Annotated in this window: 27 protein-coding genes and 1 other RNA gene; 4 read left to right on the top strand and 24 right to left on the bottom strand. The window is 71.8% G+C overall.

Annotated elements, in window-relative coordinates; all coding sequences use genetic code 11:
* Positions 1-333, bottom strand: a complete 333-nt coding sequence (clpS, locus tag AC24FB_RS11995) for an ATP-dependent Clp protease adapter ClpS (protein ID WP_425715048.1) — start codon at positions 331-333, stop codon at positions 1-3.
* A gap of 48 nt (positions 334-381) precedes the next feature.
* Here clpS and AC24FB_RS11990 point away from each other — a divergent pair, with 48 nt between their 5' ends.
* Complete coding sequence (locus tag AC24FB_RS11990; protein WP_425715049.1) at positions 382-1,764, top strand: nicotinate phosphoribosyltransferase; 1,383 nt, start codon at positions 382-384, stop codon at positions 1,762-1,764.
* A gap of 64 nt (positions 1,765-1,828) precedes the next feature.
* On the opposite strand, the gene AC24FB_RS11985 is transcribed toward AC24FB_RS11990, so the two are convergent.
* The 5 genes from AC24FB_RS11985 to AC24FB_RS11965 all read right to left on the bottom strand — a co-directional run bounded on the left by AC24FB_RS11985 (position 1,829) and on the right by AC24FB_RS11965 (position 6,509).
* On the bottom strand, positions 1,829-2,896 hold the full coding sequence (locus AC24FB_RS11985; RefSeq protein WP_463653755.1) for an IS110 family RNA-guided transposase: 1,068 nt from the start codon (positions 2,894-2,896) through the stop codon (positions 1,829-1,831).
* A gap of 492 nt (positions 2,897-3,388) precedes the next feature.
* Positions 3,389-3,595 (bottom strand): hypothetical protein, encoded by a 207-nt coding sequence (locus tag AC24FB_RS11980; RefSeq protein WP_425715525.1) that lies wholly within the window; start codon positions 3,593-3,595, stop codon positions 3,389-3,391.
* 228 nt (positions 3,596-3,823) lie between these two features.
* Positions 3,824-5,662, bottom strand: a complete 1,839-nt coding sequence (locus AC24FB_RS11975) for a DEAD/DEAH box helicase (protein ID WP_425715524.1) — start codon at positions 5,660-5,662, stop codon at positions 3,824-3,826.
* On the bottom strand, positions 5,659-5,991 hold the full coding sequence (locus AC24FB_RS11970; RefSeq protein ID WP_425715523.1) for a DUF3039 domain-containing protein: 333 nt from the start codon (positions 5,989-5,991) through the stop codon (positions 5,659-5,661). The genes AC24FB_RS11975 and AC24FB_RS11970 overlap by 4 nt, the downstream gene beginning before the upstream one ends.
* 233 nt (positions 5,992-6,224) lie before the next feature.
* On the bottom strand, positions 6,225-6,509 hold the full coding sequence (locus AC24FB_RS11965) for an HU family DNA-binding protein (RefSeq protein WP_425715522.1): 285 nt from the start codon (positions 6,507-6,509) through the stop codon (positions 6,225-6,227).
* A gap of 319 nt (positions 6,510-6,828) precedes the next feature.
* Between AC24FB_RS11965 and AC24FB_RS11960 the strand changes: the two genes are divergently transcribed.
* Positions 6,829-7,257: a VOC family protein gene (locus AC24FB_RS11960; RefSeq protein ID WP_425715521.1), complete on the top strand. Its 429-nt coding sequence runs from the start codon at positions 6,829-6,831 to the stop codon at positions 7,255-7,257.
* Positions 7,258-7,332: 75 nt separating this feature from the next.
* Here the strand turns inward: AC24FB_RS11960 and AC24FB_RS11955 are convergent, their stop codons facing one another.
* The 5 genes from AC24FB_RS11955 to AC24FB_RS11935 form a co-directional block, all read right to left on the bottom strand.
* Entirely contained in the window at positions 7,333-8,499 is a 1,167-nt protein-coding gene (locus AC24FB_RS11955; protein WP_425715520.1) for a mandelate racemase/muconate lactonizing enzyme family protein, read from the bottom strand.
* Positions 8,500-8,720: 221 nt separating this feature from the next.
* Entirely contained in the window at positions 8,721-9,191 is a 471-nt protein-coding gene (locus AC24FB_RS11950; protein WP_425715519.1) for a tripartite tricarboxylate transporter TctB family protein, read from the bottom strand.
* Between the two features lies 1 nt (position 9,192).
* Complete coding sequence (locus AC24FB_RS11945) at positions 9,193-10,875, bottom strand: tripartite tricarboxylate transporter permease (protein ID WP_425715518.1); 1,683 nt, start codon at positions 10,873-10,875, stop codon at positions 9,193-9,195.
* Positions 10,876-10,901: 26 nt separating this feature from the next.
* Entirely contained in the window at positions 10,902-11,867 is a 966-nt protein-coding gene (locus AC24FB_RS11940; RefSeq protein ID WP_425715517.1) for a tripartite tricarboxylate transporter substrate binding protein, read from the bottom strand.
* A 106-nt stretch (positions 11,868-11,973) separates the two neighbouring features.
* A complete protein-coding gene (locus tag AC24FB_RS11935; protein ID WP_425715516.1) occupies positions 11,974-13,092 on the bottom strand; it encodes a tartrate dehydrogenase in 1,119 nt (372 codons plus the stop codon).
* A gap of 201 nt (positions 13,093-13,293) precedes the next feature.
* On the opposite strand from AC24FB_RS11935, the gene AC24FB_RS11930 reads away from it, so the two are divergent.
* A complete protein-coding gene (locus tag AC24FB_RS11930) occupies positions 13,294-14,178 on the top strand; it encodes a LysR family transcriptional regulator (RefSeq protein ID WP_425715515.1) in 885 nt (294 codons plus the stop codon).
* Between the two features lie 110 nt (positions 14,179-14,288).
* Here the strand turns inward: AC24FB_RS11930 and AC24FB_RS11925 are convergent, their stop codons facing one another.
* The 5 genes from AC24FB_RS11925 to AC24FB_RS11905 are packed head-to-tail and all read right to left on the bottom strand — an operon-like array spanning position 14,289 to position 19,053.
* Positions 14,289-15,731, bottom strand: a complete 1,443-nt coding sequence (locus AC24FB_RS11925) for a TRAP transporter large permease (protein WP_425715514.1) — start codon at positions 15,729-15,731, stop codon at positions 14,289-14,291.
* Complete coding sequence (locus AC24FB_RS11920; RefSeq protein ID WP_425715513.1) at positions 15,728-16,390, bottom strand: TRAP transporter small permease subunit; 663 nt, start codon at positions 16,388-16,390, stop codon at positions 15,728-15,730. Before AC24FB_RS11920 ends, AC24FB_RS11925 begins: the two co-directional genes overlap by 4 nt.
* On the bottom strand, positions 16,387-17,493 hold the full coding sequence (locus AC24FB_RS11915; protein WP_425715512.1) for a C4-dicarboxylate TRAP transporter substrate-binding protein: 1,107 nt from the start codon (positions 17,491-17,493) through the stop codon (positions 16,387-16,389). The genes AC24FB_RS11920 and AC24FB_RS11915 overlap by 4 nt, the downstream gene beginning before the upstream one ends.
* Positions 17,490-18,293: a carbon-nitrogen hydrolase family protein gene (locus tag AC24FB_RS11910; protein WP_425715511.1), complete on the bottom strand. Its 804-nt coding sequence runs from the start codon at positions 18,291-18,293 to the stop codon at positions 17,490-17,492. The genes AC24FB_RS11915 and AC24FB_RS11910 overlap by 4 nt, the downstream gene beginning before the upstream one ends.
* 1 nt (position 18,294) lies before the next feature.
* On the bottom strand, positions 18,295-19,053 hold the full coding sequence (locus AC24FB_RS11905; RefSeq protein WP_425715510.1) for an HpcH/HpaI aldolase family protein: 759 nt from the start codon (positions 19,051-19,053) through the stop codon (positions 18,295-18,297).
* 107 nt (positions 19,054-19,160) lie between these two features.
* Here AC24FB_RS11905 and AC24FB_RS11900 point away from each other — a divergent pair, with 107 nt between their 5' ends.
* Complete coding sequence (locus AC24FB_RS11900) at positions 19,161-19,835, top strand: GntR family transcriptional regulator (RefSeq protein ID WP_425715509.1); 675 nt, start codon at positions 19,161-19,163, stop codon at positions 19,833-19,835.
* Between the two features lie 30 nt (positions 19,836-19,865).
* Here the strand turns inward: AC24FB_RS11900 and AC24FB_RS11895 are convergent, their stop codons facing one another.
* The 8 genes from AC24FB_RS11895 to prfB form a co-directional block, all read right to left on the bottom strand.
* A complete protein-coding gene (locus AC24FB_RS11895) occupies positions 19,866-20,234 on the bottom strand; it encodes a type II toxin-antitoxin system death-on-curing family toxin (RefSeq protein WP_425715508.1) in 369 nt (122 codons plus the stop codon).
* Positions 20,231-20,434: a CopG family transcriptional regulator gene (locus tag AC24FB_RS11890; RefSeq protein ID WP_425715507.1), complete on the bottom strand. Its 204-nt coding sequence runs from the start codon at positions 20,432-20,434 to the stop codon at positions 20,231-20,233. The genes AC24FB_RS11895 and AC24FB_RS11890 overlap by 4 nt, the downstream gene beginning before the upstream one ends.
* 162 nt (positions 20,435-20,596) lie before the next feature.
* Positions 20,597-20,965, bottom strand: a transfer-messenger RNA (tmRNA) gene (gene ssrA, locus AC24FB_RS11885).
* 199 nt (positions 20,966-21,164) lie between these two features.
* Positions 21,165-21,683: an SsrA-binding protein SmpB gene (gene smpB / locus AC24FB_RS11880; protein WP_425715506.1), complete on the bottom strand. Its 519-nt coding sequence runs from the start codon at positions 21,681-21,683 to the stop codon at positions 21,165-21,167.
* Between the two features lie 191 nt (positions 21,684-21,874).
* A complete protein-coding gene (locus AC24FB_RS11875; protein WP_425715505.1) occupies positions 21,875-23,380 on the bottom strand; it encodes a peptidoglycan DD-metalloendopeptidase family protein in 1,506 nt (501 codons plus the stop codon).
* Between the two features lie 7 nt (positions 23,381-23,387).
* Positions 23,388-24,302, bottom strand: a complete 915-nt coding sequence (gene ftsX / locus AC24FB_RS11870; protein ID WP_425715504.1) for a permease-like cell division protein FtsX — start codon at positions 24,300-24,302, stop codon at positions 23,388-23,390.
* The gene (gene ftsE / locus AC24FB_RS11865) at positions 24,299-25,042 is read right to left on the bottom strand and encodes a cell division ATP-binding protein FtsE (protein ID WP_425715503.1); all 744 of its coding nucleotides are present in this window, start codon (positions 25,040-25,042) and stop codon (positions 24,299-24,301) included. The genes ftsX and ftsE overlap by 4 nt, the downstream gene beginning before the upstream one ends.
* 146 nt (positions 25,043-25,188) lie before the next feature.
* Positions 25,189-26,295 carry a peptide chain release factor 2 gene (prfB, locus tag AC24FB_RS11860; RefSeq protein WP_425715501.1) on the bottom strand — a complete coding sequence of 369 codons (1,107 nt, stop codon included), beginning with the start codon at positions 26,293-26,295 and terminating at the stop codon, positions 25,189-25,191.
* Between the last annotated feature and the right edge of the window lie 5 nt (positions 26,296-26,300).

The following is a 26,300-nucleotide window of genomic DNA, read 5'->3' as shown; positions in this document are numbered from 1 at the left end:
TCAGTCCTCGCCCTCCTCGATGGTGGCCCACAGGCCGTAGCCGTGCATCGCGGCCGCGTCGGCCTCGACCGACTCCCGCGACCCCGTCGACACGATCGCCCGGCCCTCGTGGTGGACCTGGAGCATGAGGCGGTGCGCCCGGGACTCCGGGTAGCCGAAGTAGCTCTGGAACACCCAGGTCACGTAGGTCATGAGGTTGACCGGGTCGTCGTGGACGACGCAGCGCCACGACGGGGCCCGGCGTGCCGCCGCCTCGGCGCTCTCCTCGGCCTGCCGGTCGGTCTCCGGGGCGGTGGGTGCCGCCGGGGCGGCCGGGACCGCGGGTTGAACCATGACGTCCACGATAACCGCCGCGGTCCGACGCGCGACTACTCTCCCCACATGAGCCACCGCGCATCGACCGCGCTCAAGACGGACATGTACGAGCTGACGATGGTCGAGGCCGCCGTCCGCTCGGGCACCGCCGACCGGCAGAGCGTCTTCGAGGTCTTCAACCGTCGACTGCCGGCCAGGCGCAGGTACGCCGTGGTCGCCGGCATCGGGCGGCTGCTCGACTCGATCGGCGACTTCACGTTCGGCCCCGACGAGCTCGACTACCTCCACCGGGCGAAGATCGTGTCCGACGAGACGATCGACCGGCTGCGCGAGTACCGCTTCACCGGGAACGTCGTGGGCTACCCCGAGGGCGAGGTGTTCTTCCCCGGCTCCCCGATCGTGGTGGTCGAGGGCACGTTCGCCGAGGCCGTCATCCTCGAGACCCTCGTCCTGTCGATCCTCAACCACGACTCCGCCGTGGCCGCCGCCGCGTCCCGGATGGCGACCGCTGCCCACGGCCGGCCGCTGCTCGAGATGGGCGCGCGCCGCACCCACGAGGACTCCGCCGTGGCCGCCGCGCGGGCCGCCGTCGTCGGCGGTTTCTCCGCGACCTCGGTCCTCGAGGCCGGGCGCCGGTACGGCATCACCGCGATCGGCACGGCCGCCCACTCGTTCACGCTGCTGCACGACTCCGAGGAGGACGCGTTCGCCGCGCAGGTCGACGCCCTCGGGCCGGGCACCACGCTGCTCGTCGACACCTACGACGTCGAGCGCGGGGTCGAGCGGGCCGTCGCCGCCGCGCGCGCCGCGGGTGGCGAGCTCGGGGCCGTGCGCCTCGACTCGGGCGACCTCGTGGCGCAGGCGTTCACCGTGCGCGCACAGCTCGACGCCCTCGGCGCCACGACGACGCGGATCACCGTGACCTCCGACCTCGACGAGTACGCGATCGCCGCCCTCAACGCCGCCCCCGTGGACAGCTACGGGGTGGGCACCAAGCTCGTCACCGGGTCCGGCCACCCCACCGCCGAGCTCGTCTACAAGCTCGTCTCGCGCGAGGGCGCCGACGGCCGGCCCCGGGAGGTCGCCAAGCGGTCGACGTCGAAGAAGTCGGTCGGCGGGCTCAAGCGCGCGGGGCGGATCGTCGACGGCGCCGGGCACGCGGTCGAGGAGCTCGTCGTCTCCGGGACCTCGGCGGACCAGGTGTGGGCCGAGGTCGACCGGCAGGGGGCGCGACGCCTCATGGTCGACCTCGTGGTCGGCGGCGAACCCGTGGCCGAGCACCACGGCCCCGACGCGCTCGAGGCCGCGAAGGCCCGGCACGCCGAGTCCCGCGCCGCGCTCCCGTACCCGGCGTGGCGGCTTTCGGAGGGCGAGCCGGCGATCCCGACCCGGCACGTCGACGTCGACCCGAGCGACGACGCCCTCGAGGACCCGAGCGGCCACGCCTGACGTCCACCCTCCGTTCGTCGAGACTGCGGTTGGTGCACGTCGAGATTGATCCTTCTATGTTTCGTCAAGCGGCCATGGTGGGTTCGGGGGTGCTGTTGAGGGTGCGGAAGATGCGGCGGGCGAGGTAGCGCTTGAGGCAGCGGCGGATCTCGGCCTTGGTGCGGTGCTCGCCGGCGCGGCGTTCGACGTAGGCGCGGGTCTCGGGGTCGTGACTCATCCGGGTCACGACCGCGGTATGCAGGACCCTGTTCAGTTGCCGGTCGCCCCCGCGGTTGAGGCGGTGTCGCACGGTGTTGCCCGAGGAGGCCGGGATCGGGCTGACCCCGGCCAGGGCCGCGAACGCGGCCTCGGAACGCAACCGGCCCGGGTGGGAGAACACGGTCAGTGACACGGCCGCGGTGATCGGCCCGACACCATGCATCTCGAGCAGCGGCGCGGCCAGGCTGGACTTGACCAGAACGGTGATGCGCTTCTTGTTCGTGGCGAGCTCGACGTCCAGGGCCAGGATCTGGGCGGCCAGGCGGACGGCCTCGCTGCGGGCGGTCGCGGTGGCGATGTCCTCATCGCGCTCGCGCCACCGGCTGATCATGGCGATCACCTTCTTGCCCGGGGCCCGGCGCGCATCGATACCCAGGTCGCTGACGCGCAGCAGCGCGGTCAGCGCGTTCGTGGCCGCGGTACGTTCGCTGTTCATCTGCTCGCGGGCGGTGAGCAGGACCCGCAGCGCGGCCCGGACCCCACTAGCGGCGCGGAGGTGCCGCAGCCGGCTGACCTGAAGCGGGAGGACGGCGGCCGCGATGCGGTAGGCATCCAGGGCATCGGACTTACCCACGCCCCGGTTCCCGCGCGGGTTCATCCGCGCGGCCTCCACGACCTGATAGCCGGCGTCCTGGACAACGCCGGCCAGGGTCGCGCCGTAGGACGCGGCGCCCTCGATGACCCACAACGCGGCCATATCGGCCCCGGTGCGGCGAGCGGCCCAGGCGATCGCGCGGGCCATGCCCGCAGGCGTGGTCGGGAACTGGGCAGAATCGATCAGCTCGCCGCGGGCGGCCAGCACCGCCAACGAATGGGTCTGGGCGTGGGTGTCGACCCCGATGACGAACGGATGGGAGTGCGCGACGATAGCCATAGCGGCCTGGTGTCCTTCCTACCAATGAGTGGATGGTCTGGTCGCTGGTGGCCGGTGCCGTTCTGGGTAGGAGTCACCTCGGGACAACACTGTGACGAGTCACGCCACACCAGTGGCGGACAACCTTCTGATCAGGTCTCCGAGATGGGCCAGGACGGTGCCGGCCACCCCACCCATGGGCGGACAGATCAATCTCCAGACACCCCCAACAAGGGGTCTGCGGTTCGCCGAGTCACACCCACGAGCGGAACGACCAGCCACCACCCTGCCAGCCAGTCCCAGACCAGCCACCCCCACACTCACAGCGGTTGGTGCTCGTCGAGATTGCGGTTCGTCGTCGTCGAGATTGCGGTTGGGAGCCGCACGAACGGTCGAGAGTGCGGCTCAGCGCCGGCCCCATCGAGACTGCGGTTGGTGCACGTCGAGATTGCGGTTCGTCGAGGTTGACGGCGAGGTTGGTGATCGGCAGCCGCGACTCGCCGCCGGCCGGGATCAGCCGAAGTACGGCGTCGACGTCCCACGCAGGTCGGATGGGCGGCCCGGCTTCTGCCGCGTGCCGCCGGGGCGGACGATTCCCACGGCCAGTCCGACGACGACGAGGCCCACGCCGATCCATTGGAGCCAGCCGATCTCGTGCTCGACGACGCCGATCGTGATCGCGAGCGCGCCGAGCAGCATCGGGGTCAGCCACCAGCCCACGGGATCCTCCTGAGGTTCGACGTCGGGTCCAGGTTCTCACGCGAGCGGCCCCATGGGCCGGCGGCCGCCGGGACGAGCTCCCCACCGCAGCGTCCGCAGCGTCCGGGGTGACCGACGAACCGCAATCTCGATGAAGGCCTCACGGTTCTCACCCGCACTCTCGACCCGTCGTACAGCTCCCAACCGCAATCTCGACGACGACGAACCGCAATCTCGATGAAGCTTGGGTCAGCGGCCGCCGACGAACCACTTCCGCACGAGCGCGATCCGGGCCTCGATCTCCTCGGTCGACGCCGTGGCGATCTCGGGCCCGCCGCACGTCGAGCGCAGCTGGGTGTGGATGACGCCGTGCGGTGTGCCCGCCCGCCGCGACCACGCGGACACCAGGGAGGACAGCTCCTTGCGCGCACGGGCCCGCTTCTTGTGCTCGTCGACGCCGGCGTTCGCCGCTCGCTTGCGCGCGGCCGCCGCCTGGTCCTTCTGCGCCGCGGCCTGCTTGGCCTGCCGCTCGCGCAGCAGGGTCGTCACCTGCTCCGGCTCGAGCAGCCCGGGGATGCCGAGGTACTCCTGCTCCTCGGGCGAGCCGACGTCGGCCTCGGTCCCCCAGTGGCCGCCGTCGAAGAGCACCCGGTCGAACGTGGCCTGCGAGCCGAGCGCAGCGAACCCGGGCAGGGCGAGCTCGTCGGAGGCCTTCTCCTCGCGGTTGGCCTCGGCCATGAGCTGGTCCTCGGGGACGACGAACTCGCCCTCGCGCACCGGCCGGTCGAGCGCGTGGTCGCGCTCGGCCTCGAGCTCGCCGGCCAGCTCGAGCAGCGGCCCGACCGACGGGAGGAACAGCGACGCCGTCTCGCCGCGCCGCCTCGCGCGCACGAACCGCCCCACGGCCTGCGCGAAGTACAGGGGCGTCGCCGTCGTCGTCGCGTAGACGCCGACGGACAGCCGGGGCACGTCGACGCCCTCGGAGACCATGCGGACGGCGACCATCCAGCGCTGCTCGCCGCGCGCGAACTCCTCGATGCGGTCGGACGACCCGGCGTCGTCGGAGAGGACGACGACCGGCTCCTCGCCGCTGATCGCCGCGAGCACCCGCGCGTAGGCCCGGGCGGCCGCCTGGTCGGTGGCGATGACAAGCCCGCCGGCGTCGGGGACGGTGCGGCGCACCTCGGTGAGCCGGGCGTCGGCCGCGGTGAGGACGGAGGGCACCCACTCACCGTCGGGATCCAGGGCGGTGCGCAGCGCCTGCGCAGTCTGGTCCTTCGTCAGCGGCTCGCCGAGCGAGGCCGCGATCTCGTCCCCCGTGCGCGTACGCCACCGCATGAGCCCGGAGTAGGCGAGGAAGATGACAGGCCGGACCACGCCGTCGGCGAGCGCCTGGCCGTAGTTGTAGCTGACGTCGGCGCGCGAGCGTCGGATGCCGTCGGCGTCCGCCACGTAGTCGACGAACGGGATCGCCGCCGTGTCGGACCGGAACGGGGTACCGGTCAGCGCGAGGCGCCGGCGGGCGGGCTCGAAGGCCTCACGAACGGCGTCGCCCCAGGACAGGGCGTCGCCGCCGTGGTGGATCTCGTCGAGGATGACGAGCGTGGGCTCGGCCTCGGTGCGGGCGCGGTGCAGGCCCGGGTTGGCGGCGACCTGGGCGTAGGTCAGCGCGACCCCGTCGAAGTGCGCGGCGTGGCGGCCCTGGGCGTTCGCGAACGCGGGGTCGAGCGCGATCCCCACCCGCTCGGCGGCCGCGGCCCACTGGGACTTGAGGTGCTCGGTCGGGCAGACCACGCTCACGCGCCGGACCTGGCCGCTCGCGAGGAGCTCGGTGGCCACGCGCAGGGCGAAGGTCGTCTTGCCTGCCCCGGGGGTCGCGACGGCCAGGAAGTCCCGCGAGTCGCGCTCCCGGAAGCGTTCGAGCGCCTCGGCCTGCCACGCGCGCAGCGGCGCGGCCGTGCCCCACGCGGCGCGCTGCGGGAACGCGGGCGAGAGCTGCTCGGCTGCCGCCGTCGACGGCGCCTGGGGCGCGGAAGGTCCGGCGTGCGAGGTGGTCGGCTCTGACCGGGAGTGGGGTCCGGCGGTCACTCCCCGCGGCCCCGGCCGAACGGCCAGCCGCGGCGTCCGCCACCATCGCCCTCGCCACCGCCGGAGAGACCCTCGTAGATCTCCTTGCAGGTGGGGCAGACGGGGAACTTCTTCGGGTCCCGGCCCGGCGTCCAGACCTTGCCGCACAGCGCGACGACGGGGCGGCCGGCCTCGACCTTGTCCTTGCGGACGTAGTGGGCGAACCGCTCGGCGTCGCCGGAGTCGAGCCGCTCCTCGTGCTCGGTCTCCGTGCGCTCGAGGACGTCCGTGGACGTCGCCGGGCCCGCCGGGGCGGAGTGCGGCTGGTTCTCGTCCGGGATCGAGGTCATGGTCGTCAGTCTAGGACGCCGGTCCGACGCCGGGCAGTCCCCCTCGGGGTCGGGAACGCCACGGGGGTGTGTCGCCGTCGTCCCCGGGTGTGCCTCCACGTCCATGCCCGACGACGAGCGCCGACCCTCGTCGTCGAGGGCCGTGACCGGGCGCGGTGCGGGGGTTGCCTGCCGGAACGACGACGGGCGCGGTGCGGCCGGAGCCGCACCGCGCCCGTCAGGGCTCCCGAAGGTCACTTCGAGGAGACGGCGTCCTTGAGCTTGGAGCCGGCCGAGACCTTGACGCCGTAGCCGGCGGGGATCTCGATGGCCTCGCCGGTGCGCGGGTTGCGACCCGTGCGGGCGGCGCGCTCGACGCGCTCGACCGAGAGCAGACCCGTGACCTTGACGGGGTCGCCGGCCTTGAGCGACTCGATGAGGACGTCCTGGAACGCGGCCAGGGCGGAGTCGGCCTGGGCCTTCGTCAGGGAGGCGCGCTCAGCGATGGCGGCCACGAGCTCGGTGCGGTTGACGGACATGTAATCCCTCTCGTCGTACGTGGTGAGCGCCCGGTGGGGCGCAGTGCGACGAGACTACGCACAGATGGGCCCCGATGCGTGGCGCGGCGGGCGGATTTTGGCGGTGTGGCGCCGTTCTGGGGGTGCGGGGCGTCACGCGGACCCCACGAGTCACATCCGTATCAGTGGCGCGGGGCGGCGGTGCCGGGGTTCCGCGGTGTCGGCGGCCCGCACTAGCGTGTGCGGCGTCGGGCGCCCGGTGCCCGGTGGGTGCCCGCGACGACGCGGGGACCGGACAACGAGTCGCCCGGCCGGGCGGCGTCGCACGGGAGGAACCCGTATGACCGTCACACTCGTCCCCTACCTCAACTTCCAGGGCACCGCCGCGGAGGCGATGGAGCACTACCGGTCCGTCCTCGGCGGCGAGCTCGAGGTCGACACGCACGCCTCGTTCGCCGAGAGCACCGGCGGCGAGGTCATGGTGCCGCCCGAGGACGCCGACCTCGTCATGCATGCCCAGCTGACCACGCCGTTCGGCTTCCAGGTCATGGCCGCGGACGTCCCCTCGGGGATGCCCCACCAGCCGGGCTCGAGCGTCCAGATCTCGCTCGTCGGCGACGCCGACGACAAGGAGGCCCTCACCGCCGCCTTCCACGGGCTGGCCGAGGGCGGACAGGCCACCCAGCCCCTCGAGGAGGCCCCCTGGGGCGCCTCGTTCGGCATGCTGACCGACCGCTACGGCATCGGCTGGATGTTCAACATCGGCTGACGCCCCTGCGACGCCCGACGGCGTCCGCCCGGCCCACCCGGACGGACGCCGTCGCGCTGCTCCTGCGCCGCCGGATCAGCCGGCGAGCTCCGCCATGAGCGCGTACAGGTCGGTCTTGCCCTCGAACCCGATGCCCGGCAGCTCGGGCAGGGTGACTACCCCATCCACCACGCTCGCACCGTCCGGGAACCCGCCGAACGGCTGGAACAGGTCGGGGTAGGACTCGTTGCCGCCGAGGCCGAGCCCGGCGGCGATGCTCAGCGACATCTGGTGGCCGCCGTGCGGGATGCAGCGGGTCGGCGACCAGTCGTGCTCGCGCAGCATGTCGAGGATGCGCAGGTACTCGACCAGCCCGTAGCTGAGGGCGCAGTCGAACTGCAGCCAGTCCCGGTCCCGGCGCATCCCGCCGTACCGGATGAGGTTGCGGGCGTCCTGGACGGAGAACAGGTTCTCCCCCGTGGCCATCGGCCCGGCGTAGGACTGGGAGAGCTGCGCCTGGAGCTCGAAGTCGAGCGGGTCGCCGGCCTCCTCGTACCAGAACAGGTCATAGCTGCTCAGCGCCTCCCCGTACTCGAGCGCCGTCGGGAGGTCGAAGCGCCCGTTGGCGTCGACGGCGAGCGTGGCGCGGCCGTCGATGACCTCGTGGATGGCGTCGATGCGCCTGAGGTCGGTCGCGAGGTCGGCCCCGCCGATCTTCTTCTTCACCACCGTGTAGCCGCGGTCGAGGTAGCCGCGCATCTCGTCCTGCAGGGCCGCCAGGTCCTGCCCGGGGTAGTAGTAGCCGCCGGCGGCGTAGACGAAGACCTCCCGGTTCGGCCTCCCGTCGCCGTACCGGTCGGCGAGGAGCTGGTAGAGCGGGACCCCGGCGATCTTCGCGACCGCGTCCCACACGGCCATGTCGATGGTCCCGACGGCGACGGAGCGTTCCCCGTGCCCACCCGGCTTCTCGTTGCTCATCATCGCGTCCCATACGGCCGCCGGGTCGAGGTTGTCGCCCGTCTCGTCGAGCAGGGAGGCCGGGTCGGCCTCGAGGACGCGCGGGATGAACCGCTCACGCATCATCGAGCCCTGCCCGTAGCGGCCGTTGGAGTTGAACCCGAACCCGACGACGGGGCGGCCGTCCCGCACGACGTCGGTGACGACGGCGACGAGGCTGAGCGTCATCTTGCTGAAGTCGATGTACGCGTTGCGGATGGGCGAGCTGATGGGGAACGTGCGCTCGCGGATCTCGACGATTCTCAACGGGACTCCTCACAGGGATCGGGCGCCGGTCGGCGGCGCCCGGGTTCGGGCATGGGTGGGTCGTTCGGACGGTCAGGGCGCTGGTGCCGGCGGGCCGTGGGTGGGCCGGCCGCCCCCCGCCCGGGCACGACGACGGACACCCACCAGGGGTGCGTCGTCGTGCCCGGGGTCTCCGGCTCAGGGACGGTCGGCCGGACTCGGACCGGCCACCCGGGCCGGGCTCACAGGCCCAGCTCGGGCAGGCGGATGTAGAGGTACTCGCTGAACACGTAGTTGAACGCGAGGAGGAGGACCACCGCGACGGCGACGTCGAGCAGGACGCCCTTCCACGAGGGTCGCTCCTTGCGCATGAGCAGCGCGGTGAGGACGAAGAAGATGATCCCCCCGACCACGTACCCGAGGTAGGGCAGCGTGAGCACCCACGCGGCCAGCACGGCGACGGCGATCGCCAGCCGCATGATCGGCAGCCGCTCGAGGTCCTGGTCGTCGCCCCCGCTGATGTCGCGGCCGATCAGCCCGAGGATCACCAGCACGATCCCGAGCGCACCGAGAACGAGGATGACCGGGTCGGCGAACGTGCCGCCGTGCTCGGTCGTGTAGCTGCGCTGGGACCAGAACAACCCGGCGAGGGCGACGACGACGATCCCGACGAGGACGTTGACCTTCGTGGTGGCGGACAGTACGCGTGCCATGTCAGTCCTTCCCCTCGTGACCCTGCGGTCGGTCGGACCGTGAGGGTGGCGCGTCTGGTCGGGCGTCGCCGGTGTGCGCCGTCGTGCCCGCGTCCGACGTGGACACGGCGGTCGACCCGCCGACGGTGGCCGCGGCCCTGTCGGCCTCGTTGGCATCGATCATCTCGGCCTCGAGGTCGCCGCCCGTGCCCCGGCGGCGGCGCACGCCCTGGACGATCGGCCACAGGAGCGCGAGCACGGTCATCGCGATGAGGACGATGCAGATCGGTCGGGTGAAGAACGACATCCACGGGTGGGCGTCGCCCTGGGAGGTGAGCAGGCCCTGGACCAGCCCGGTCTCGGCGATCGTCCCGAGGATGAGGCCGAGGACGATCGGCGCGGAGCTGATGCCGACGAGCCCGAGGAAGTACGCGGCGACGCCGACCACGAGCATGATGACGACGTCGACGACCGACGAGCGCACGGCGAACGCACCGACGATCGTGAGCACCATGATTCCCGGCGCGAGGTAGCGCGCGGGCAGCGCGATGACGCCGCGCTGCAGGCCGCGACCCGCGATGAGGCCGACCGGCACCATCATGATCGCGGAGACCGCGAGGGCCACGATGAGCGTGCCGACGAGGTCGCCCGACGTCTCGAAGAGCTCCGCGCCGGGCCGCAGCCCGTGCAGGAGGAGCACGCCGAGGATGATCGCGTCGGGCGGCGTGCCGGGCACACCGATCGTCAGGGTGGGGATGAGCCCCGCGCCGACGGTGGCGTTGTTGGCGGACTCCGCCGCGACGACGCCCTCGACCTCGCCCTTGCCGTAGTTCTCCTTGACCTTCGACGCGCGCTTGGCCTCGCTGTAGGCCACGAGGTTGGCCACGCTGCCGCCGGCGCCGGGCAGGATGCCGACGACCGTGCCGATGACCGCGGAACGGATGGCGTTGAACGGCTTGCCGACGGTCTGACCGATCATCTGCCACACGCTGTCCCGCTCGCGAGGGGCCTGCTCCATCTCCGCCTCACGACCCTTGCGGGCGATGAGCTTGATGACCTCGGGGATGGTGAACAGACCGACCATCGCCGGCACCAGCGGGACACCACCCTGGAGCATGGGCTCGCCGAAGGTGAAGCGGACCTCGCCGCCGACCGGGGCGATCCCGATGGTGGCCAGCAGCAGGCCGATCGTGCCGCCGATGAGGCCCTTGAGGATCGAGCCGGTCGACATGCTGACGATGATCGTCAGACCGAAGATCGCCACCCAGAAGTACTCCTGCGGGCCGAACCGCAGCGAGAAGTCCGCGAGCGGTGGCGCGAGGAAGATGAGGGCGATGACACCGATGATGCCGCCGACGAGCGAACCCATCGTGGCGGCGACGATGGCCAGCTCGCTCTTGCCCTTCTTCGTCATCTTGTAGCCCTCGAAGGCGGTCGCCACGGAGGACGGCGTGCCGGGGGCGTTGACGAGGATGGCGGTGAAGGACCCGCCGTAGATGGCGCCCATGTAGAAGGCCCCGAGCAGGACCATCGCGCTGGTGGGTTCCATCGTGAAGGTGAAGGGGACGAGCAGGGCCAGGCCCATGGTGGCGCTCAGCCCCGGCATGGCGCCGATGGCCATGCCGCCCGCCGTGCCCACGAGCACGAGGAGCAGCATGGACGGCGCGAGGTTCGCCAGGAATCCCTGGCTCAGCATCTCGAGCATGGTGTCTCGCTATCGGTCGAGGACGGTCAGATCAGGCCGAGCCGCTCGAAGAGGTCGGTGTAGACCTCCCGACGCTCGTCGATGAGCTCCTGCGCCTCCTCCGGACCGATGTTCTCCAGCACGAAGCCCTGCTGCTCGAACTGCTCGACGAGCTCGGGGTCCTGATTGACCTCCTCGAAGGCGGTGACCAGCTGGTCGATGATCTCCTGGGGCGTCTCGGGCGGGACGGCGACGCCGCGGTAGGCGCCGTCGGCGAGCTCGACACCGCTCTCGATGAAGGTCGGGTACTCCTCCCACTGCGGGAGGCGCTCCTCGGTCGCGACGGCGAGGACCCGGACCTGGTCGCCGAGCTGGTCGATCATCGGCGTGTAGGTCATGAGCGCGTCGACGTGCCCGCCGAGCAGGGCCGGGGTCGCGGCGCCGGTGCCCGAGAACGGGGTGTAGGTCGTCTCGATGCCGGCCTCGTCGTTGAGCAGCAGCGTGGCCACGTGGTTGGCGCTGTAGTCGCCGGAGCCGCCGACGGACAGGGAGCCGGGGTTCTCCTCGGCCGCGGCGATGAAGTCCTCGATCGTCTCGTACTCGCTGTCGGCGCTGACCATGAGGACGTTCGGCGTGCTCTGGAAGAAGTAGACGTGCTCGAGGTCGTCGGTCTCGTACCCGGCGTCGTCGCGCATCATCGGCTGGAGGATGATGTGCGGGATGTTGTGGCCCATGACGGTGTAGCCGTCGGGCTCGGTGCGGGTGAGCTCGGACCAGGCGAGCGCGCCGCCGCCGCCGGGCTGGTTGGACACGGTGATGTCGACCCCGAGGGCCTCGGCGAGCGGCTCCTGCTGGAGCCGGGCGGTGATGTCGGACTCGCCGCCGGCGTCGAACGCCACGACGTAGTCGATGGGGCGGTCGGGGTAGTCGGCGGCGTCGTCGCCACCGCCGCAGGCGGCCAGGAGCAGGGCGGCCCCGGCGAGGGGGGCGGCAATCTTCGTCAGGCGGTTCATCTCTCGTCCTCCGTTGGATCGTGTGGTGGAACCGGGTCGTGCGGGTGCGAGGGCAGCAGCGGTGCCGCTCCCGCACCGGTTCGGCGGGCGGTGGGCGCCCGCCGGACTACTGGGAGACGACTGCCGCGTCGTCGGCGGGCCGGGAGCCGGCGGCGGCGCGCAGCTCGGCGATGAGCGCCGACGTGATGTCGGCGGTGCCGGAGGTGCCCCCGACGTCGGGCGTGAGGACGCCGGCACCGGTGACGGCGTCGACGGCGGCGCGCACCGCATCGGCGGCCGCGGTCTCGCCGAGGTGGTCGAGCATGAGGGCTCCGCTGAGCACGGCGCCGATCGGGTTGGCCACGCCCTTGCCCGCGATGTCCGGCGCCGAGCCGTGCACAGGCTCGAACATCGACGGGAACCGGCGCTCGGGGTTGAGGTTGGCGCTGCTGGCGAGGCCGAGGCTGCCGGCGAGCGCGCTGCCGAGGTCGGAGAGGATGTCGGCGTTGAGGTTGGAGGCGACGACGACGGACAGGTCCTCGGGCCGCAGCACGAACTTCGCGGCCATCGCGTCGACGAGGACGCTCTCGGTCTCGACGTCCGGGTAGTCGGCGGCGACCCGCCTGAAGACGTCGTCCCACAGGACCATGCCGTACTGCTGCGCGTTGGACTTGGTCACGCTCGTGACCTTCTTCCGGTCGCGCGTGCGGGCGAGGTCGAAGGCGAAGCGCATGATCCGCTCGCAGCCGGCCTCGGTGAACAGCGAGCTCTGGACGGCGACCTCGCCGGACTCCCGTCCGGAGAAGTTGCGGCCGCCCACGCCCGCGTACTCGCCCTCGCTGTTCTCACGGACGACGACCCAGTCGAGCGGGGTGGTGTCGGCCTTGCGCAGCGGGCTGGTGATGCCGGGGTGGAAGGTGACGGGGCGGACGTTGGCCCACTGGTCGAAGCCCTGGCAGATCGCGAGGCGCAGGCCCCACAGGCTGACGTGGTCGGGCACGCCCGGCCAGCCCACGGCGCCGAAGTAGATGGCGTCGTGCCCCTTGAGCTGCTCGAGACCGTCCTCGGCCATCATCACGCCGTGCTCGGCGTAGTAGTCCGAGCCCCAGGGGAACTCCGTCCACTCGAAGGTGGCATCGCCTCCGGCGACCGCGAGTGCCTCCTCGAGCACCTGGCGGCCGACCTCGACGACCTCGCGGCCCACGCCGTCGGCCGGGATGGTGGCAATCCTGTACGCGTTCGTCACGTCTCGCTCCTGTGCGGGTCTCGTGCGCGCCGCGTCGTCGCGGCGTCCTCCACCAGTAGAGCCGGACACCGGGTGTGACGTCCAAGACCAACATCGGATCGCTCCGATAGGTCACGCCTATCTGATGACGCGCCGACCCGAGCGGCGTTCGTCGTGGCGTCCGCTTCGCCGATAGGTTTCGGCCACGGTAACGTGCAGCCGGTGGACGCCCGCCAGCTCGAGTACTTCCTCGCCGTCGTCGACGAGGGCGGTGTCCGCGCCGCGGCGGAGAAGCTCTACGTCGCCCAACCCTCCGTCTCCCAGTCCATCCGCACCCTCGAGCGCAGCCTGGGCACCGACCTGTTCTCGCGCGCGGGGCGGTCGTTGCGGCTGACGGCCGCGGGCGAGGCGCTCGTGGCACCGGCGCGCGAGGTCCTGCACTGGCTCGACCTGTCCCGCGCGAACGTCGAGGCCGTCTCCGGCCTCCGGCGCGGCCGGCTCGTCATCACGACGATGCCGTCCCAGGCCGTCGACCCCCTGCCCGGCGTGCTCGACGTGTTCTCCCGCCAGTATCCGCACGTCGAGGTCGTCATCCGCGCCGCCGGCACCCCGGCCGTCGTCAGCGCGCTCGTGCTGTCCGGCGCGGTCGAGGTCGGGATCGCCGCGACCACCACGCCGCTCTCCGCGGGCAGCCTCACGCTCGTCCCGGTGGCGCAGCAGGGGTTCATCGTCGTCGCGCCGCGGGACAGCCGGCTGCCCGCCGGACGCACGCTGAGCTACGCCGACCTCGAGGGGATCCGCCTCATCGCCGGCCAGGACGGGACGGGCATGCGCAAGGTGGCCGACGAGGTGGTGGCCGCCAACCGGTCGACGGCGATCGTCATCGAGTCCGAGCACCGCGAGGCGATCCTGCCGATGGTGCTCGCCGGGACGGGCACCGCGATCATGGCGGAAGGGTGGCGCTCGCTCGCCCGGCACGCGGGCCTCCAGGTCAACGACCTGCGGACCGACGTCGGACTCACCCTCGTGGCCATGCACCGCAGCACCGAGCTCAGCCCCGCCGCGTCGGCGTTCCTCGACGTCTTCCGGTCGGCCGGGAGCCTCTGAGCCACGTCCACGAGCACCCCCGGGCACACGCTCACGACGACGACGAGCCCCGGACCGCGAGGGGTCCGGGGCTCGTCGGGGGCGGGCCGCACGCTCGCGACCCACCGATGTCAGGCGTTACCCATGTCCGGCAGGAACGTGACGATGTCGGGCACGAGGATGAGGATCGCGACCACCACGACGTCCGCGACGATGAACGGCACGATCCCGCGGAAGACCCGGCCGAGGCCCGCCTCGGGCACCGAGCCCGAGTAGACGAACGCGTTCATGCCGACCGGCGGGGTGATGAGCGCCATCTCGGCCACCTTGACCACGAGGATGCCCAGCCAGATGCCGTCGAACCCGTACTCGGTGAGGATCGGGTGCAGCAGCGGGGCCGCGACGAGGATCATCGACACGCCGTCGAGGAACATCCCCAGCGGCAGGAGGATGAGCAGGCACAGCACGAGGACGAGGTAGGGCGGGAGCTCCGCCGAGACCACCGCGTCGACGAGCGCGCTGCTCGCCCCGGACAGGGCGAGGAAGTACGTGAAGACCCCGGCCCCGGCCATGAGCAGGAACGTCATGGCGGTGAGCCCGACGGCCTCCGTCACCGACTCCTTGAGCACGACCATCCACCGCGGCGGCCGCGTCCGGATGAGCAGGATGATCAGCGCGGTCATCGCACCGAACGACGCGGCCTCGGTGGGCGTGGCCACGCCGGCGTAGATCGTGCCGATCGAGACGAGGAAGATCACGGCGAGGTAGGCGACGCCGGCCCGGTCGGGCCTGTTCGTCGTCGTCGGGGCGTTCCCCTCACCCTCGGGATGGTCGGAGTCCCCGACGCCGGACACGCCCGCGTCGTTCGCCCGCCCCTCGCCGGTCGCGTCGGCCGAGGTCCCGGCCGCACCGGCACCCACCGTCGCGGGCACCTGGGCCTCGATCGCCGCCGAGCGCCGCCGTTCGCGCACGACCAGCAGGACGATCGTCACGGCGTAGACGAGGATCGTCAGCAGCCCGGGGCCGATGCCGGCGAGCAGCAGCCGGCCGATGCTCTCCTCGGTGACCACGCCGTAGAGGACGAGGACGATCGACGGCGGGATGAGGACGCCGAGCGTGCCGCCCGCGCTGACCACACCCGCCGCCAGCTTGATGCCGTGGCCGGCCTTGACGATGGCGTCGGTCGAGACGCGCGCCATCGTGGCGACGGTGGCGACGCTCGACCCCGTGACGGCGGCGAACATGCCCGAGCCCGCCAGCGAGGCGAGCGCCGTGCCGCCGGGGAACCGGCCGAGCATCCGGGAGGCGCCGTCGAACCCGGCGGCCGCGAGGCGGCCGTGGACCGCGAACACGCCCATGAGCATGAACAGCGGGATGATCGTCAGCGAGTAGTCGGCCGAGGCCGAGAACGGCTGGCTGGCCACGGTGCTGACGGCGGCGTCGGTCGTGCGGAGCAGGATGACGCCGACCATCCCGGCGAGCATGAGCGACAGGCCCACGTGGAACCGGATCGTCAGCAGCGCGAGGAAGACGACGAGCACGGTGGCCAGGGCGAACAGGTTCTCGGCGCTCATCGCGCACCCCCCTCGGTGTCGGTGGTCCCGCCCGGGGCGGTGTCTGTCGTGCCGGCTGTGGCGGTGTCGGTCGTGCCGCCCGCGGCAGCACCGGTGCTGCCCGCCGGCGTGACGAGCAGGCTCTCGTCCGCGGCCTGGTCGGCCCAGGACGGCGCGAGGTCCTCGCCCCGGCGCAGCACCCGGACGTCGTTGACGGTCGACCAGATCGCCGTGACGAAGAAGAGCACGTAGGAGACGACGAGGGCGAGCTTCGCGGGCCAGGTGGGCAGCCGCAGGATGTCGTTCGTCGTCTCGCCGCGGTCGTAGGCGCTCATCAGCTGGTCGGTCAGGCCCCAGACGAGCACGGCGCCGAGGCCGACGAGAAGCACGCAGCGCACGATCGCGAGGACCACGCGGGCCCCCTGCGGGAGCCGCGCCTCCACGAGGTCGACGTCGACGTGCCTGCCGTCGACCTGCGCTGCGGCCAGACCGAGGAACGCGACGCCGACGAGCAGCATCGTCGAGATGTCGACCGTGCCGACGATCGAGCGGTCGAACAGCGACCGTCCGGCGACGTCGGCGACCGTGAGCACGGCGAGGACGAGCAGGAGGGCGCCGGCCAGGAGGCTGAGCGCACCGGCGAGGCCCGTGAGGGCGCGGGGCAGGCGGGGGGCGGTCATGACGCCTCCCCCATGCAGTCGTGGAGCGGGTCGACGTAGCTGGACGCCTCGGTCTCCTCCGCGATGATGCGGCGGTAGCGCTCGAGGACGCCTGCCGCGTCGTAGCCACGCTCGGAGTAGCGGTCCACCCAGTCGTCGTCTGCCCCTGCCAGCTCGCGCCACTCCGCCACGTCCTCGTCGGGCAGCGAGGTGAACTCGGCATCGGACTCGCGCAGGTCGGCGCACGCCTCGTCGGCGAGCACGCCGAGCTCCTCGAGCCCGTTGTCGACCGCGTGGCCGGACGCCGTGAGGAGCGCGTCCTGATACTCGGCGGGCATGGAGTCGAAGAGCTCCTCGTTGACGACGACGATCGACGACCCGTAGGCACCGATCCCCGGGTCGAGGATGTAGGGGGTGACGTCGGAGAGCCCGAACGTGGGCAGGTTGGCGAGCGCGAGCGAGGTGTAGCCGCCGATGACGCCACGCTCCATCGACTCGTACACGTCGGTGGCGGTCATCGCCACCGGGTTCGCGCCGGCCGCGAGCATGACCTCGGAGGTGAGCCCGCCGGCACGGATGCTGCGGCCGGCGAGGTCGTCCAGGGAGGAGACCGGCTCGTTGACGCCGACGACGGCGCTGGCGAGCGGCAGCGGGAAGAGCTGGCGGACGCCCTGGCGGTCGAAGTCCTCCCGGTAGACCGGGTCCTCCTCGAACATCCGCGCGAGGGTGCGCATGTGGGCCTCCGGGTTCTCCGTCTCGAAGGGCAGCTCGGAGACCGTGTACATCGACAGGTCGGACGCGGCGTACAGCGACCCGACCTGGGCGAGGTCGGCGCGGCCGTCCAGGGTGGCCTGCACCGACTCGTCGGCGCCGACCAGGCTCTCGGAGTAGTGGAACTCCACCCGGACTCCCCCGTCGGTCAGCTCCTCGACCTCCTCGGCCCACCGCTGGACGGTGCGGCTCTGGTCCGACGTCGCGTTCGAGTAGGTCGTGTAGTGCAGGACGAACTCCTCGTCCCCGTCGGCGCCCCCCGACCCGCCGCAGGCGGCGAGCCCGAGGCTCGCGGCCACGCCGGCCAGGGCGATCACCGAGACCGGACGACGGCGCGAGGCGCGCGCCGTCATCGCACCTCCCGAGGGTTGACGGCGTAGCGGCGCAGCTGAAGAGCAGGGTTGACCGTGCGCACGTGGTCGAGCCGGGCGCGGTCGAGCTCGGCGACGGCGATGCCGGCCGCCTCCCCCACCCCGGCCAGGGCGATGCCCATGGGGTCGAGGACCACGCTGTTCCCGGCGCCGGTGGGCGCGCACTGGTCGGCGGCGAGCACGTAGGTCGTGTTCTCGATCGCCCGGGCGCGCAGGAGCGTGTTCCAGTGGTACTCCTTGAGCGGCCCGGGGACCCACTCGGCCGGGAGCGCGAGGACGTCGGCCCCGGCGTCGACCAGGGTGCGGCTCGTCTCCGGGAACCGGAGGTCGTAGCAGGTCTGCATACCGACGGTGAAGCCGTCGACCTCGAGGAGCTGGGGCACGGACGGGTCGGCGGCGTCGACCTTGTCGGACTCCTTGTAGCCGAAGGCGTCGTAGAGGTGGACCTTGCGGTAGACCGCCCGGACCTCCCCGCCCTGGAGGCCGACGAGGGTGTTGTGGATGCGCCCCTCGCCGGCGGGCTCGTTGACGCCGGCGACGATCGTCAGGTCGAGCTCGGTGCCCATCTCCGCGAGGCGGGTCACCGTCGGCCCGTCCAGCGGCTCGGCGCTCTCGACGAACCGGTCGTCCATCGCGGGCACGGTGAACACGGCGTACTCGGGGAGCACGGCGAGGCGCGCCCCACGGGCGGCGGCCGCACGGAGGTGCCCCTCGATGGTGGCGAGGTTCGCCTGCTTGTCCTTGCCCGGTGCCAGCTGCACCACGGCTGCGGTGAGAGTCATGTCAGTCGTCCTTCCCGCGCTTCTCGATCTCGAGCAGCGCCTCCCTCGTCGCGGTGAAGCCGCCGAGCATGGCGCCGTACTGCATGACGGCCACGATCGTGTCTGCCCCCTCGGCGACCGCGAGCTCCTGCTCGGCACGGCTCCAGGCGGGCAGGACCCACGGCTTGCCGGCGGCCCGCGCCGCGCGGGCGACGGTGCGGATGTCCGCGAGGTCGTCGGGCCCCACGGAGTACGCCCCACGGTCCCGGCGCAGCGAGAGGTCGGACGGGCCGACGAACACGCCGTCGACGACGGGGAGGGCGAGGATGCCCTCGATGTCGTCGAACGCGGAACCGTCCTCGATCATCGGGTAGCAGGCGGTCCCGGTGTCCTGGTCGGTCACCCACTGGTCGGTGAACCCGCGGTAGGCGGAGGTCCGGCCGCCCGCGAAGGAGCGGTCGCCGAGCGGGGGGAACTTCGCGTAGCCGCAGATCTGGGCGGCGTGCTCGGCGGACTCGATGTGCGGGATCGCCACGGCGTTCGCCCCGAAGTCGAGCGCCTGCTGGATCGGGCCGCGCTCGGGGCCGAGGACCTTGGCGATGACGCGCATGCCCTTGGCGCGGATGAACGGGATGAGCGAGTCGAGGGCGGCGAGGTCGAAGAGGCCGTGCTCGATGTCGAGGACGACCGTGTCGTACCCGGCGATGCGTGCCATCTCGACGGCGGCCGTCGACGGCTCGGTGAGCCAGACCGCGTGCCGGGCGTTCGTGGGGGTATTCATCTTCCTCCTTCGTCGGAGGTGCCCGGAGAGCGGCGGTGGCCACCGGGAACCATGTGCACGCCATGTATACACGGCGCATATTCCGGGTGCAACGATATGCTCGCCCCATGAGCCGGACCGCGAAGGAGCCCCGCAGGCGCTCCCCGCGCACCCCTCCGGCCGGCGCCCGCGCCTACGAGTGGGTCGTCGAGGCCATCCTCACCGGCGAGCTCGCCGAGGGAGAGTTCGTCGAGGAGGTCGCGCTCGCCGAGCGGGTGGGCACCTCCCGCACGCCGGTGCGCGAGGCCCTCCAGCGGCTCCAGGCCGAGCGGTACGTCGACCTCGTCCCCCGCCGTGGCGCACAGGTGCGGACGGTCAACTCGCGCGAGATGGGCGAGATCTACCAGGCGCGGTTCGTCGTCGAGTCCCACGTGGTGGCCCGCATCTGCGAGCTGAGACTCGGGGCGCCGCCCGACCTTTCGGCCATCGCGGACGAGATGGACGCGGCGGCGGAGGAGCTGAGGTGGAACGACTCCGCCAGGCTCGACCAGCGCTTCCACGAGCGGCTCGTGCAGTGGAACGGCAACGACGTCCTCACGCAGATGTACGAGTCGCTGCGCTCACGACAGATCCGCCTGGCGCTGCGCACGATCACCACCGCGCCGCAGCGCTACGAGACGATCGCCCGCGAGCACCGGGAGATCGTCACCGCCCTCGAGGAGCACGATGCCGAGCGCGCCGCCCGCACCGTGGCCACGCACCTGCGCGAGGTGCCCGAGCTCGTCCAGGCCTTCGGCAGCTGATCCTGCAGCCCGCACGTCACGGCGGCTCAGTCAGGGCTGCGACCATCGCAGCAGGGCGTCCGAGATCTCGTCGATCGTCGCGGACCTGTCGGCGACGGCGACCACCAGGTCGTAGGCCTCGTCGTCGGGGGCCTCGATCCAGATTCCGTTCACGTCGAGGAAGACGATCATCGCCAGCCACCCGAGACGCTTGTTGCCGTCGAGAAGGGCGTGGTTGTTGACCAGCGAGTCGTGCAGCGCGGCGGCCTTGAGGACGACGGTCGGGTAGACATCCGTGCCCCACAGCACGGTCGTCGGCCGGTGGGCGGCCGACCCCAGCAGCCCCAGGTCCCTGACCGGCCCGACGCCGAGGTCGTCGACCAGCGCGAGCAGATCCTCGGTGGTCAGGTAGACGGTCAACGCCCCAGCCGCTCGAGCACCTCTGCGTAGCGGCTCCGCGCGCGCGCCGACGCCTCGGACACCGCCTTCACGTGCCCGCGGCGCTCCGCCACCTCGTGGATCGCACGGATGGTCGCCTCCTGCTTGCTCACCCCGTCGGCCTCGGCCAGGGCGGCAAGCGCCCGCTCGTCGTTCTCGTTCAGACGCAACGTCATCGCCATGACCGAACGATACCAGCGTGGTATCACGCAGATGCGGCCGGCCGTGCGCCCCGGGCGGGCAGACCTGATACGGACCTAGCTCCGCGCACGAACCGCCACGCGCACCAACGACGAGAGGCCCCGGACCGTTGCGGGTCCGGGGCCTCTCGGCCTCACAGGGATGAGTGGAGATGGCGGGAATCGAACCCGCGTCCGACGGCGTGAGAACAGGACTTCTCCGGGTGCAGTCCGCTGGTAGATTTTCTCGGCCCCAGCAGTCACGCGAACAAGCTGCTGACGGGCCCAGTCAACTGAGTGTTCCCGCAGCCCCGCTGACGAGGGCTACGAGCAGTGGCTCTCTAGATGACGCCAGGATCCGGGACGAGAGCAGGCCCGGGCTGACGGACTTCGAGGCTCGCTCAGGCGGCGAGGGCGAAGTCGGTGCGCTTGGAATCGGCACCTATTGGTTTGCAGAGGGCGTTAAAGAGATAACTCTGCATCCTCTACCCGCTTCTCCTGGAAGCACGACCATCGTCGAAACCGATCATCCCCTGTTGAGTTGTTCCGCCCCGCGGTCCGGACGAGCCGGGTTGCCGCGGTGCGACTGTCCATCATACGTGCCCAACGTAGCGGCGGGCGAGGACATTCCCGGCGACCCACGCCACCGTGCGGCCGCTGAGCCGCACTCTCGACCGGTCGGGGGCCGGACCACGCGCCCCTGACCCGCACCCTCGACCAGATGTGGTGGGTGTCAGCCGTGGTTGCGCAGGCTCATCATCCGCCGCGCCTCCATGTCGTCCTGCCGCTCGCGCAGGGTCTGACGCTTGTCGTACTCCTGCTTGCCGCGGGCGAGCGCGATGGAGACCTTCGCCCGGCCGCCGATGAAGTACAGCTCGAGCGGGATGACGGTGTGCCCCTTCTCGCGCGAGGCCACGGCCCACTTGGCGATCTGCTCCTTGTGCAGGAGCAGCTTGCGCTTCCGCCGCGGGGCGTGGTTGGTCCACGTGCCCTGCGCGTACTCGGGGATGTGGACGTCCCGCAGCCAGGCCTCGCCGCGATCGAACTCGACCCAGCCGTCCACGAGGGACGCGCGGCCGGCGCGCATCGCCTTGACCTCGGTCCCCCACAGGGAGATGCCGGCCTCGAGGATCTCGTCGAGGTGGTAGTCGTGGCGCGCCTTCTTGTTGCGGGCGACGATCTTCTTGGCGTCCGCCTCCGCCTTGGCCTTCTCCGCGGCGGTCGGCTTGGCCGCCCTGCTCATCCTGCTCATGACCGACCTCCGTCCGTCCGATGGTTCCGGGACCGCGCCGGGTGCGCGGTCGTTCGCCCGCGCCCCGTGCAGGGGCGACCTCTGGGCCGAGGATCGAGTCTACCGAGCCGTGTCCAGCCCATTCCACCGGACGCCCGACGACGCCGGACGCACCGGCCCCTCCCCCTCACGAGCCCCGCGGGAGCCGAGGGTCAGAGGACGTTCATCGGGTCGGTCATCTGGCCGTCGAGCCACAGCTCGAGGTGCACGTGGCAGCCGGTGACCATGCCGGTCTGGCCGGTGGAGCCGATGGACTGGCCCTGCGACACCGTCTGGCCGGGCGAGACGGCGAACGACGAGAGGTGGTTGTAGATCGACACCGTGGAGCGGCCGTCGATGATCCCGTGGTTGATGATCACCTGGTTGCCGCTCGTGCCGGTGGTGCCCGACGGGTTGGTCGCGGACACCGTCCCTGAGGCGATCGCCCCCTGGGTGTTGCCGCAGGCGCTGCGGAAGTCGACGCCCGGGTGGATCGACCAGGCCCCGGTGATCGGGTAGATCCGCGGCCCGTACGGCGAGGTGATGATGAGCGGCCGCGGGACGGGCGGGACGAAGGTCGCGCTCGGCGCCGGCGCGGGGTCGGGCGCGGGCGCCGGGTCGGGTTCCGGTGCGGGCGCCGGTGCCGGTGCGGGCGGGGGTGGCGCGGCCGGGGCGGCCTCCCGCTCGGCCTGCTCGCGTCGGAGCCGCTCGGCGCGCTCCTGGGCGGCCCGCTCCTGCTCGGCCTGCTCGCGTGCCTCCCGCTCGCGCTGCTCCCGCTCGAGGCGCTCGCGCTCGAGGCGGCGGTTCTCCTCGTCGATCGCGGCGATCTGCTCCTGCGTGGAGAGGCTGGACAGGCCGATCGCGTTGATGTCGGAGTTGAGCTCCTCCTCGCGGTCCTCGAGGTCCGCGACGAGCTCCTCCTGCAGCGCCTCGAGGTCCTCGACCTCGGCGAGCGCCTCCTCCTGCCGGACGCGCAGCTCGTCCGCGGTCTCCACGGCCTCGACGGCCTCGTCGTTGAGGTCGTCGACCCGCTGGGTGAGGGTGTCCTGGCGCAGCCTCTGGTTGCGGTTGGTCGCGTTCTCCTCGGCCACCCGGTCGAGCAGCCCGGTCTGCGTGCGCACGGCGGTGCTCACCACCGAGTAGGAGCCGATGAAGTCGTCGGCCGAGGAGGACTCGGTGATGAGGGCGAGGGTCGAGGGCGCGGTGTCGCCGCGGTAGGTCGACCGGGCGAGCTCCCCGAGCGCGTCCTGGGTCTCCTCGGAGGCCTCCTCGCCCTCGGCGATCTCGTCCTCGAGGGCCGCGAGGTCGGACTCGGCCACCCCGAGGCGCCCCTCGACCTGCTCCTGGTGCCGCTCGGCGGCCGCCAGGTCGTCCTCGGCGACCTGCAGCGCCTCCTGGGCCACCGGGATCTGCTCGCGCGTGAGCTGGAGGTCGACCAGCGAGCTCGCGAGGTCGGCGGAGACGCCCTCGAGGTCGTGCTCGAGCTCCTCGCGCCGCTCGGCGTTGTCCGCGAGCCGCTCGACGAGCTCCTCCCGGGTGGGTTCGTCGTCGTCGTCGGCCACGGCTCCCGGCCCGACCAGGGTCGCGGCGAGCGCGAGGGTCGCCGCGAGTGCGGCCCGCTCGCGCAGACGGACGAGCCACGTGCGCGCGGGCGCGGGGTGGGAGGAGGACGTCGACATCAGTGACCTAGACCTTCGTGTAACGGGCGAGCGAGACGACCGAGGACACGCCTGCCACCAGGACGGCGGCGAGGACGAGAAGTGGGGCCACCCGCCACACGTCCGCGGTCGTCACGAAGGCGACCCAGGGTGCGGAGGGCGCGAGCCACCCTTCGACTCCGTACCGTACCGCCGCGAGCAGCCCCGCGACGGACAGGACGGACCCGAGCAGCGCGGCGATCGCGCCCTCGAGCATGAAGGGGGCCTGGATGACCCAGTTCGAGGCGCCGACGAGGCGCATGATGCCCGTCTCCCGCCTGCGCGAGAGCGCGGAGAGCCGGATCGTCGTCGTGATGAGGAGGACGGCGGCGACGGCCATGACGCCGGCGAGCCCGAGCGCGACGGCGGTGGAGCGGTTGAGGATGACGAACAGGGGCTCGAGCTGCTCGCGCTGGTCGACGACCACGTCGACGCCGGCGCGGCCCTCGAGCTCGTCGGCGACGATCCGGAACTGCTCGGGGTCCTCGAGCCGGATCCGGTAGGAGACCTGCATCTGGTCCGCCGTGACCTGCCGGGACCAGGCGGAGTCCTCGAGCCGCTCCCGGAAGTTCTCGTAGGCCTCCTCCTTGGTCTCGAGGAAGACCTCCGCGACGTAAGGCTCGAGGTCGGAGGACTGAAGGAGGTTCCCGACGGCGTCGATCTCCTGCTCGGTCGCCTCCCCCGCCGCGCACGCCGGGTTCTCCGACGCCGTGGGGCACATGAAGACGGCGACCTCGACGCGGTCGTACCAGTCGTCCTTGAGCCGGTCGACCTGGGTCTGCAGGAGCAGGCCGGCGCCGACGAAGACGAGGGACACGAACGTCACGAGCACGACGGCGACGGTCATGGCGACGTTGCGGCGGATCCCCTGGGAGACCTGGCCGAGGATGAACCGGAGCCTCACCGCGCGACCTCCGCGGCCTCGTCGCGGCCGCCTGCCGCCCGGCGCGCGGCCGCGACCACGGCGAGGTAGGAGCCGCCGGCCTCGTCGCGCACCACGCGGCCGTCGACGAGCTCGACCACGCGGCGGCGTGCGCGGTCGACGAGGTCGTCGTCGTGCGTCGCCATGACCACCGTGGTCCCGGTGGAGTTGATGCGGGTGAGGAGCTCCATGATCCCCTCGGACGTGTCCGGGTCGAGGTTGCCCGTGGGCTCGTCCGCGAGGAGGACCTGGGGGCGGTTGACCATGGCGCGGGCGATCGTCACGCGCTGCTGCTCGCCGCCGGAGAGCTCGTGCGGGAGCCGCTTCTCCTTGCCGGTGAGCCCGACGAGCTCGAGGGTCTGCGGCACCACGGTGAGGATCTGGTGCCGCGGGCGGCCCGTGACCTGCATGGTGATGGCCACGTTGTCGAACACCGACTTGCCCGGCAGGAGCCGGTAGTCCTGGAAGACCATCCCGATCTGCCGGCGGTGGCGCGGCATGCGGAAGCGCGAGAGGCGCGCGAGGTCGTGGCCGAGCCCGAACACGGTGCCGGAGGTGGCGCGCTCCTCGCGCAGCACGAGCCGAAGGAAGGTCGACTTGCCGGATCCGGAGGCGCCGACGAGGAAGACGAACTCGCCCCGCTCGATCTCGAGGGTCACCTCGTCCAGCGCGGGCCTGGCGCCCCGCTTGTAGACCTTGGAGACGTTGTCGAATCGGATCACAGCAGCGGCGGCCAGTCTCGGGGGCGGGGAAGGTGGAACCTGGCCGGTTGGATGCTACGTCCCGGCACGCCGCCGGTCCCGGACGCCACGCCGCCCCGACACCGGACCGTTGCCGTCCTCGTCAGGTCGCCGTGACCGGGGGTGGGTCAGTCCTCGGAGTCGCCCGAGCGGCGCCAGCGGATCCCGGCGTCGATGAAATCGTCGATCTCGCCGTCGAACACGCCGGACGGGTTGCCGGACTCGTGCTCGGTGCGCAGGTCCTTGACCATCTGGTACGGCTGGAGGACGTAGGAGCGCATCTGGTCGCCCCAGCTCGCCTTGACGTCCCCGGACAGGGCCTTCTTCTCGGCGGCCTCCTCCTCCTGGCGCTGGAGCAGCAGCCGGGACTGGAGCACGCGCAGGGCGGCCGCACGGTTCTGGATCTGGGACTTCTCGTTCTGCATCGACACGACGATGCCGGTGGGGATGTGCGTCATCCGCACGGCCGAGTCGGTCGTGTTGACGGACTGCCCGCCCGGTCCGGAGGACCGGAAGACGTCCACCTTGATCTCGGACTCGGGGATCTCCACGTGGTCGGTCTGCTCGATGAGCGGGATGACCTCGACAGCGGCGAAGGAGGTCTGACGACGCCCCTGGTTGTCGAACGGGGAGATCCGCACGAGCCGGTGGGTGCCGGCCTCGACGGAGAGCGTGCCGAAGGCGTACGGCGCGTTGACCTCGAAGGTCGCCGACTTCAGCCCCGCCTCCTCGGCGTAGGAGGTGTCCATCACCGACGTCGGGTAGCCGTGGCGCTCGGCCCAGCGCAGGTACATGCGCATGAGCATCTCGGCGAAGTCCGCGGCGTCGACGCCGCCGGCGCCGGCGCGGATCGTGACGACGGCGGCGCGCTGGTCGTACTCGCCCGAGAGCAGCGTGCGGACCTCGAGGTCGGCGAGGACCTTGCGGACGGCAGCGAGCTCGGACTGCACCTCGGCGTCGAGGTCGTCGTCCTCCTCCTCGGAGAGCTCGACGAGCGCCTCGAGGTCGTCGATCTTCTCCCCCACGCGCTCGAGCCGCTCGAGGTCGTGCTGCGCGTGCGAGAGCTTCGTCGTCACCACCTGGGCCGCCTCGGGGTCGTCCCACAGGTCCGGCGCGGCCGACTCCTCTGTGAGCTCGGCGATCCGCGCACGCAGGGCGTCCGGGTCGGTCACGGCCGAGATGGTCGCGTAGGTGCTGCGCAGGTCCGCGATCTCGGAGGAGAAGTCTGTAGCCACGAGGG

The organism is Georgenia sp. Z1344 (assembly GCF_057652375.1).
The sequence above is the reverse complement of the archived record's forward strand: the minus strand, read 5'-3'. Positions and strand labels throughout refer to the sequence as shown.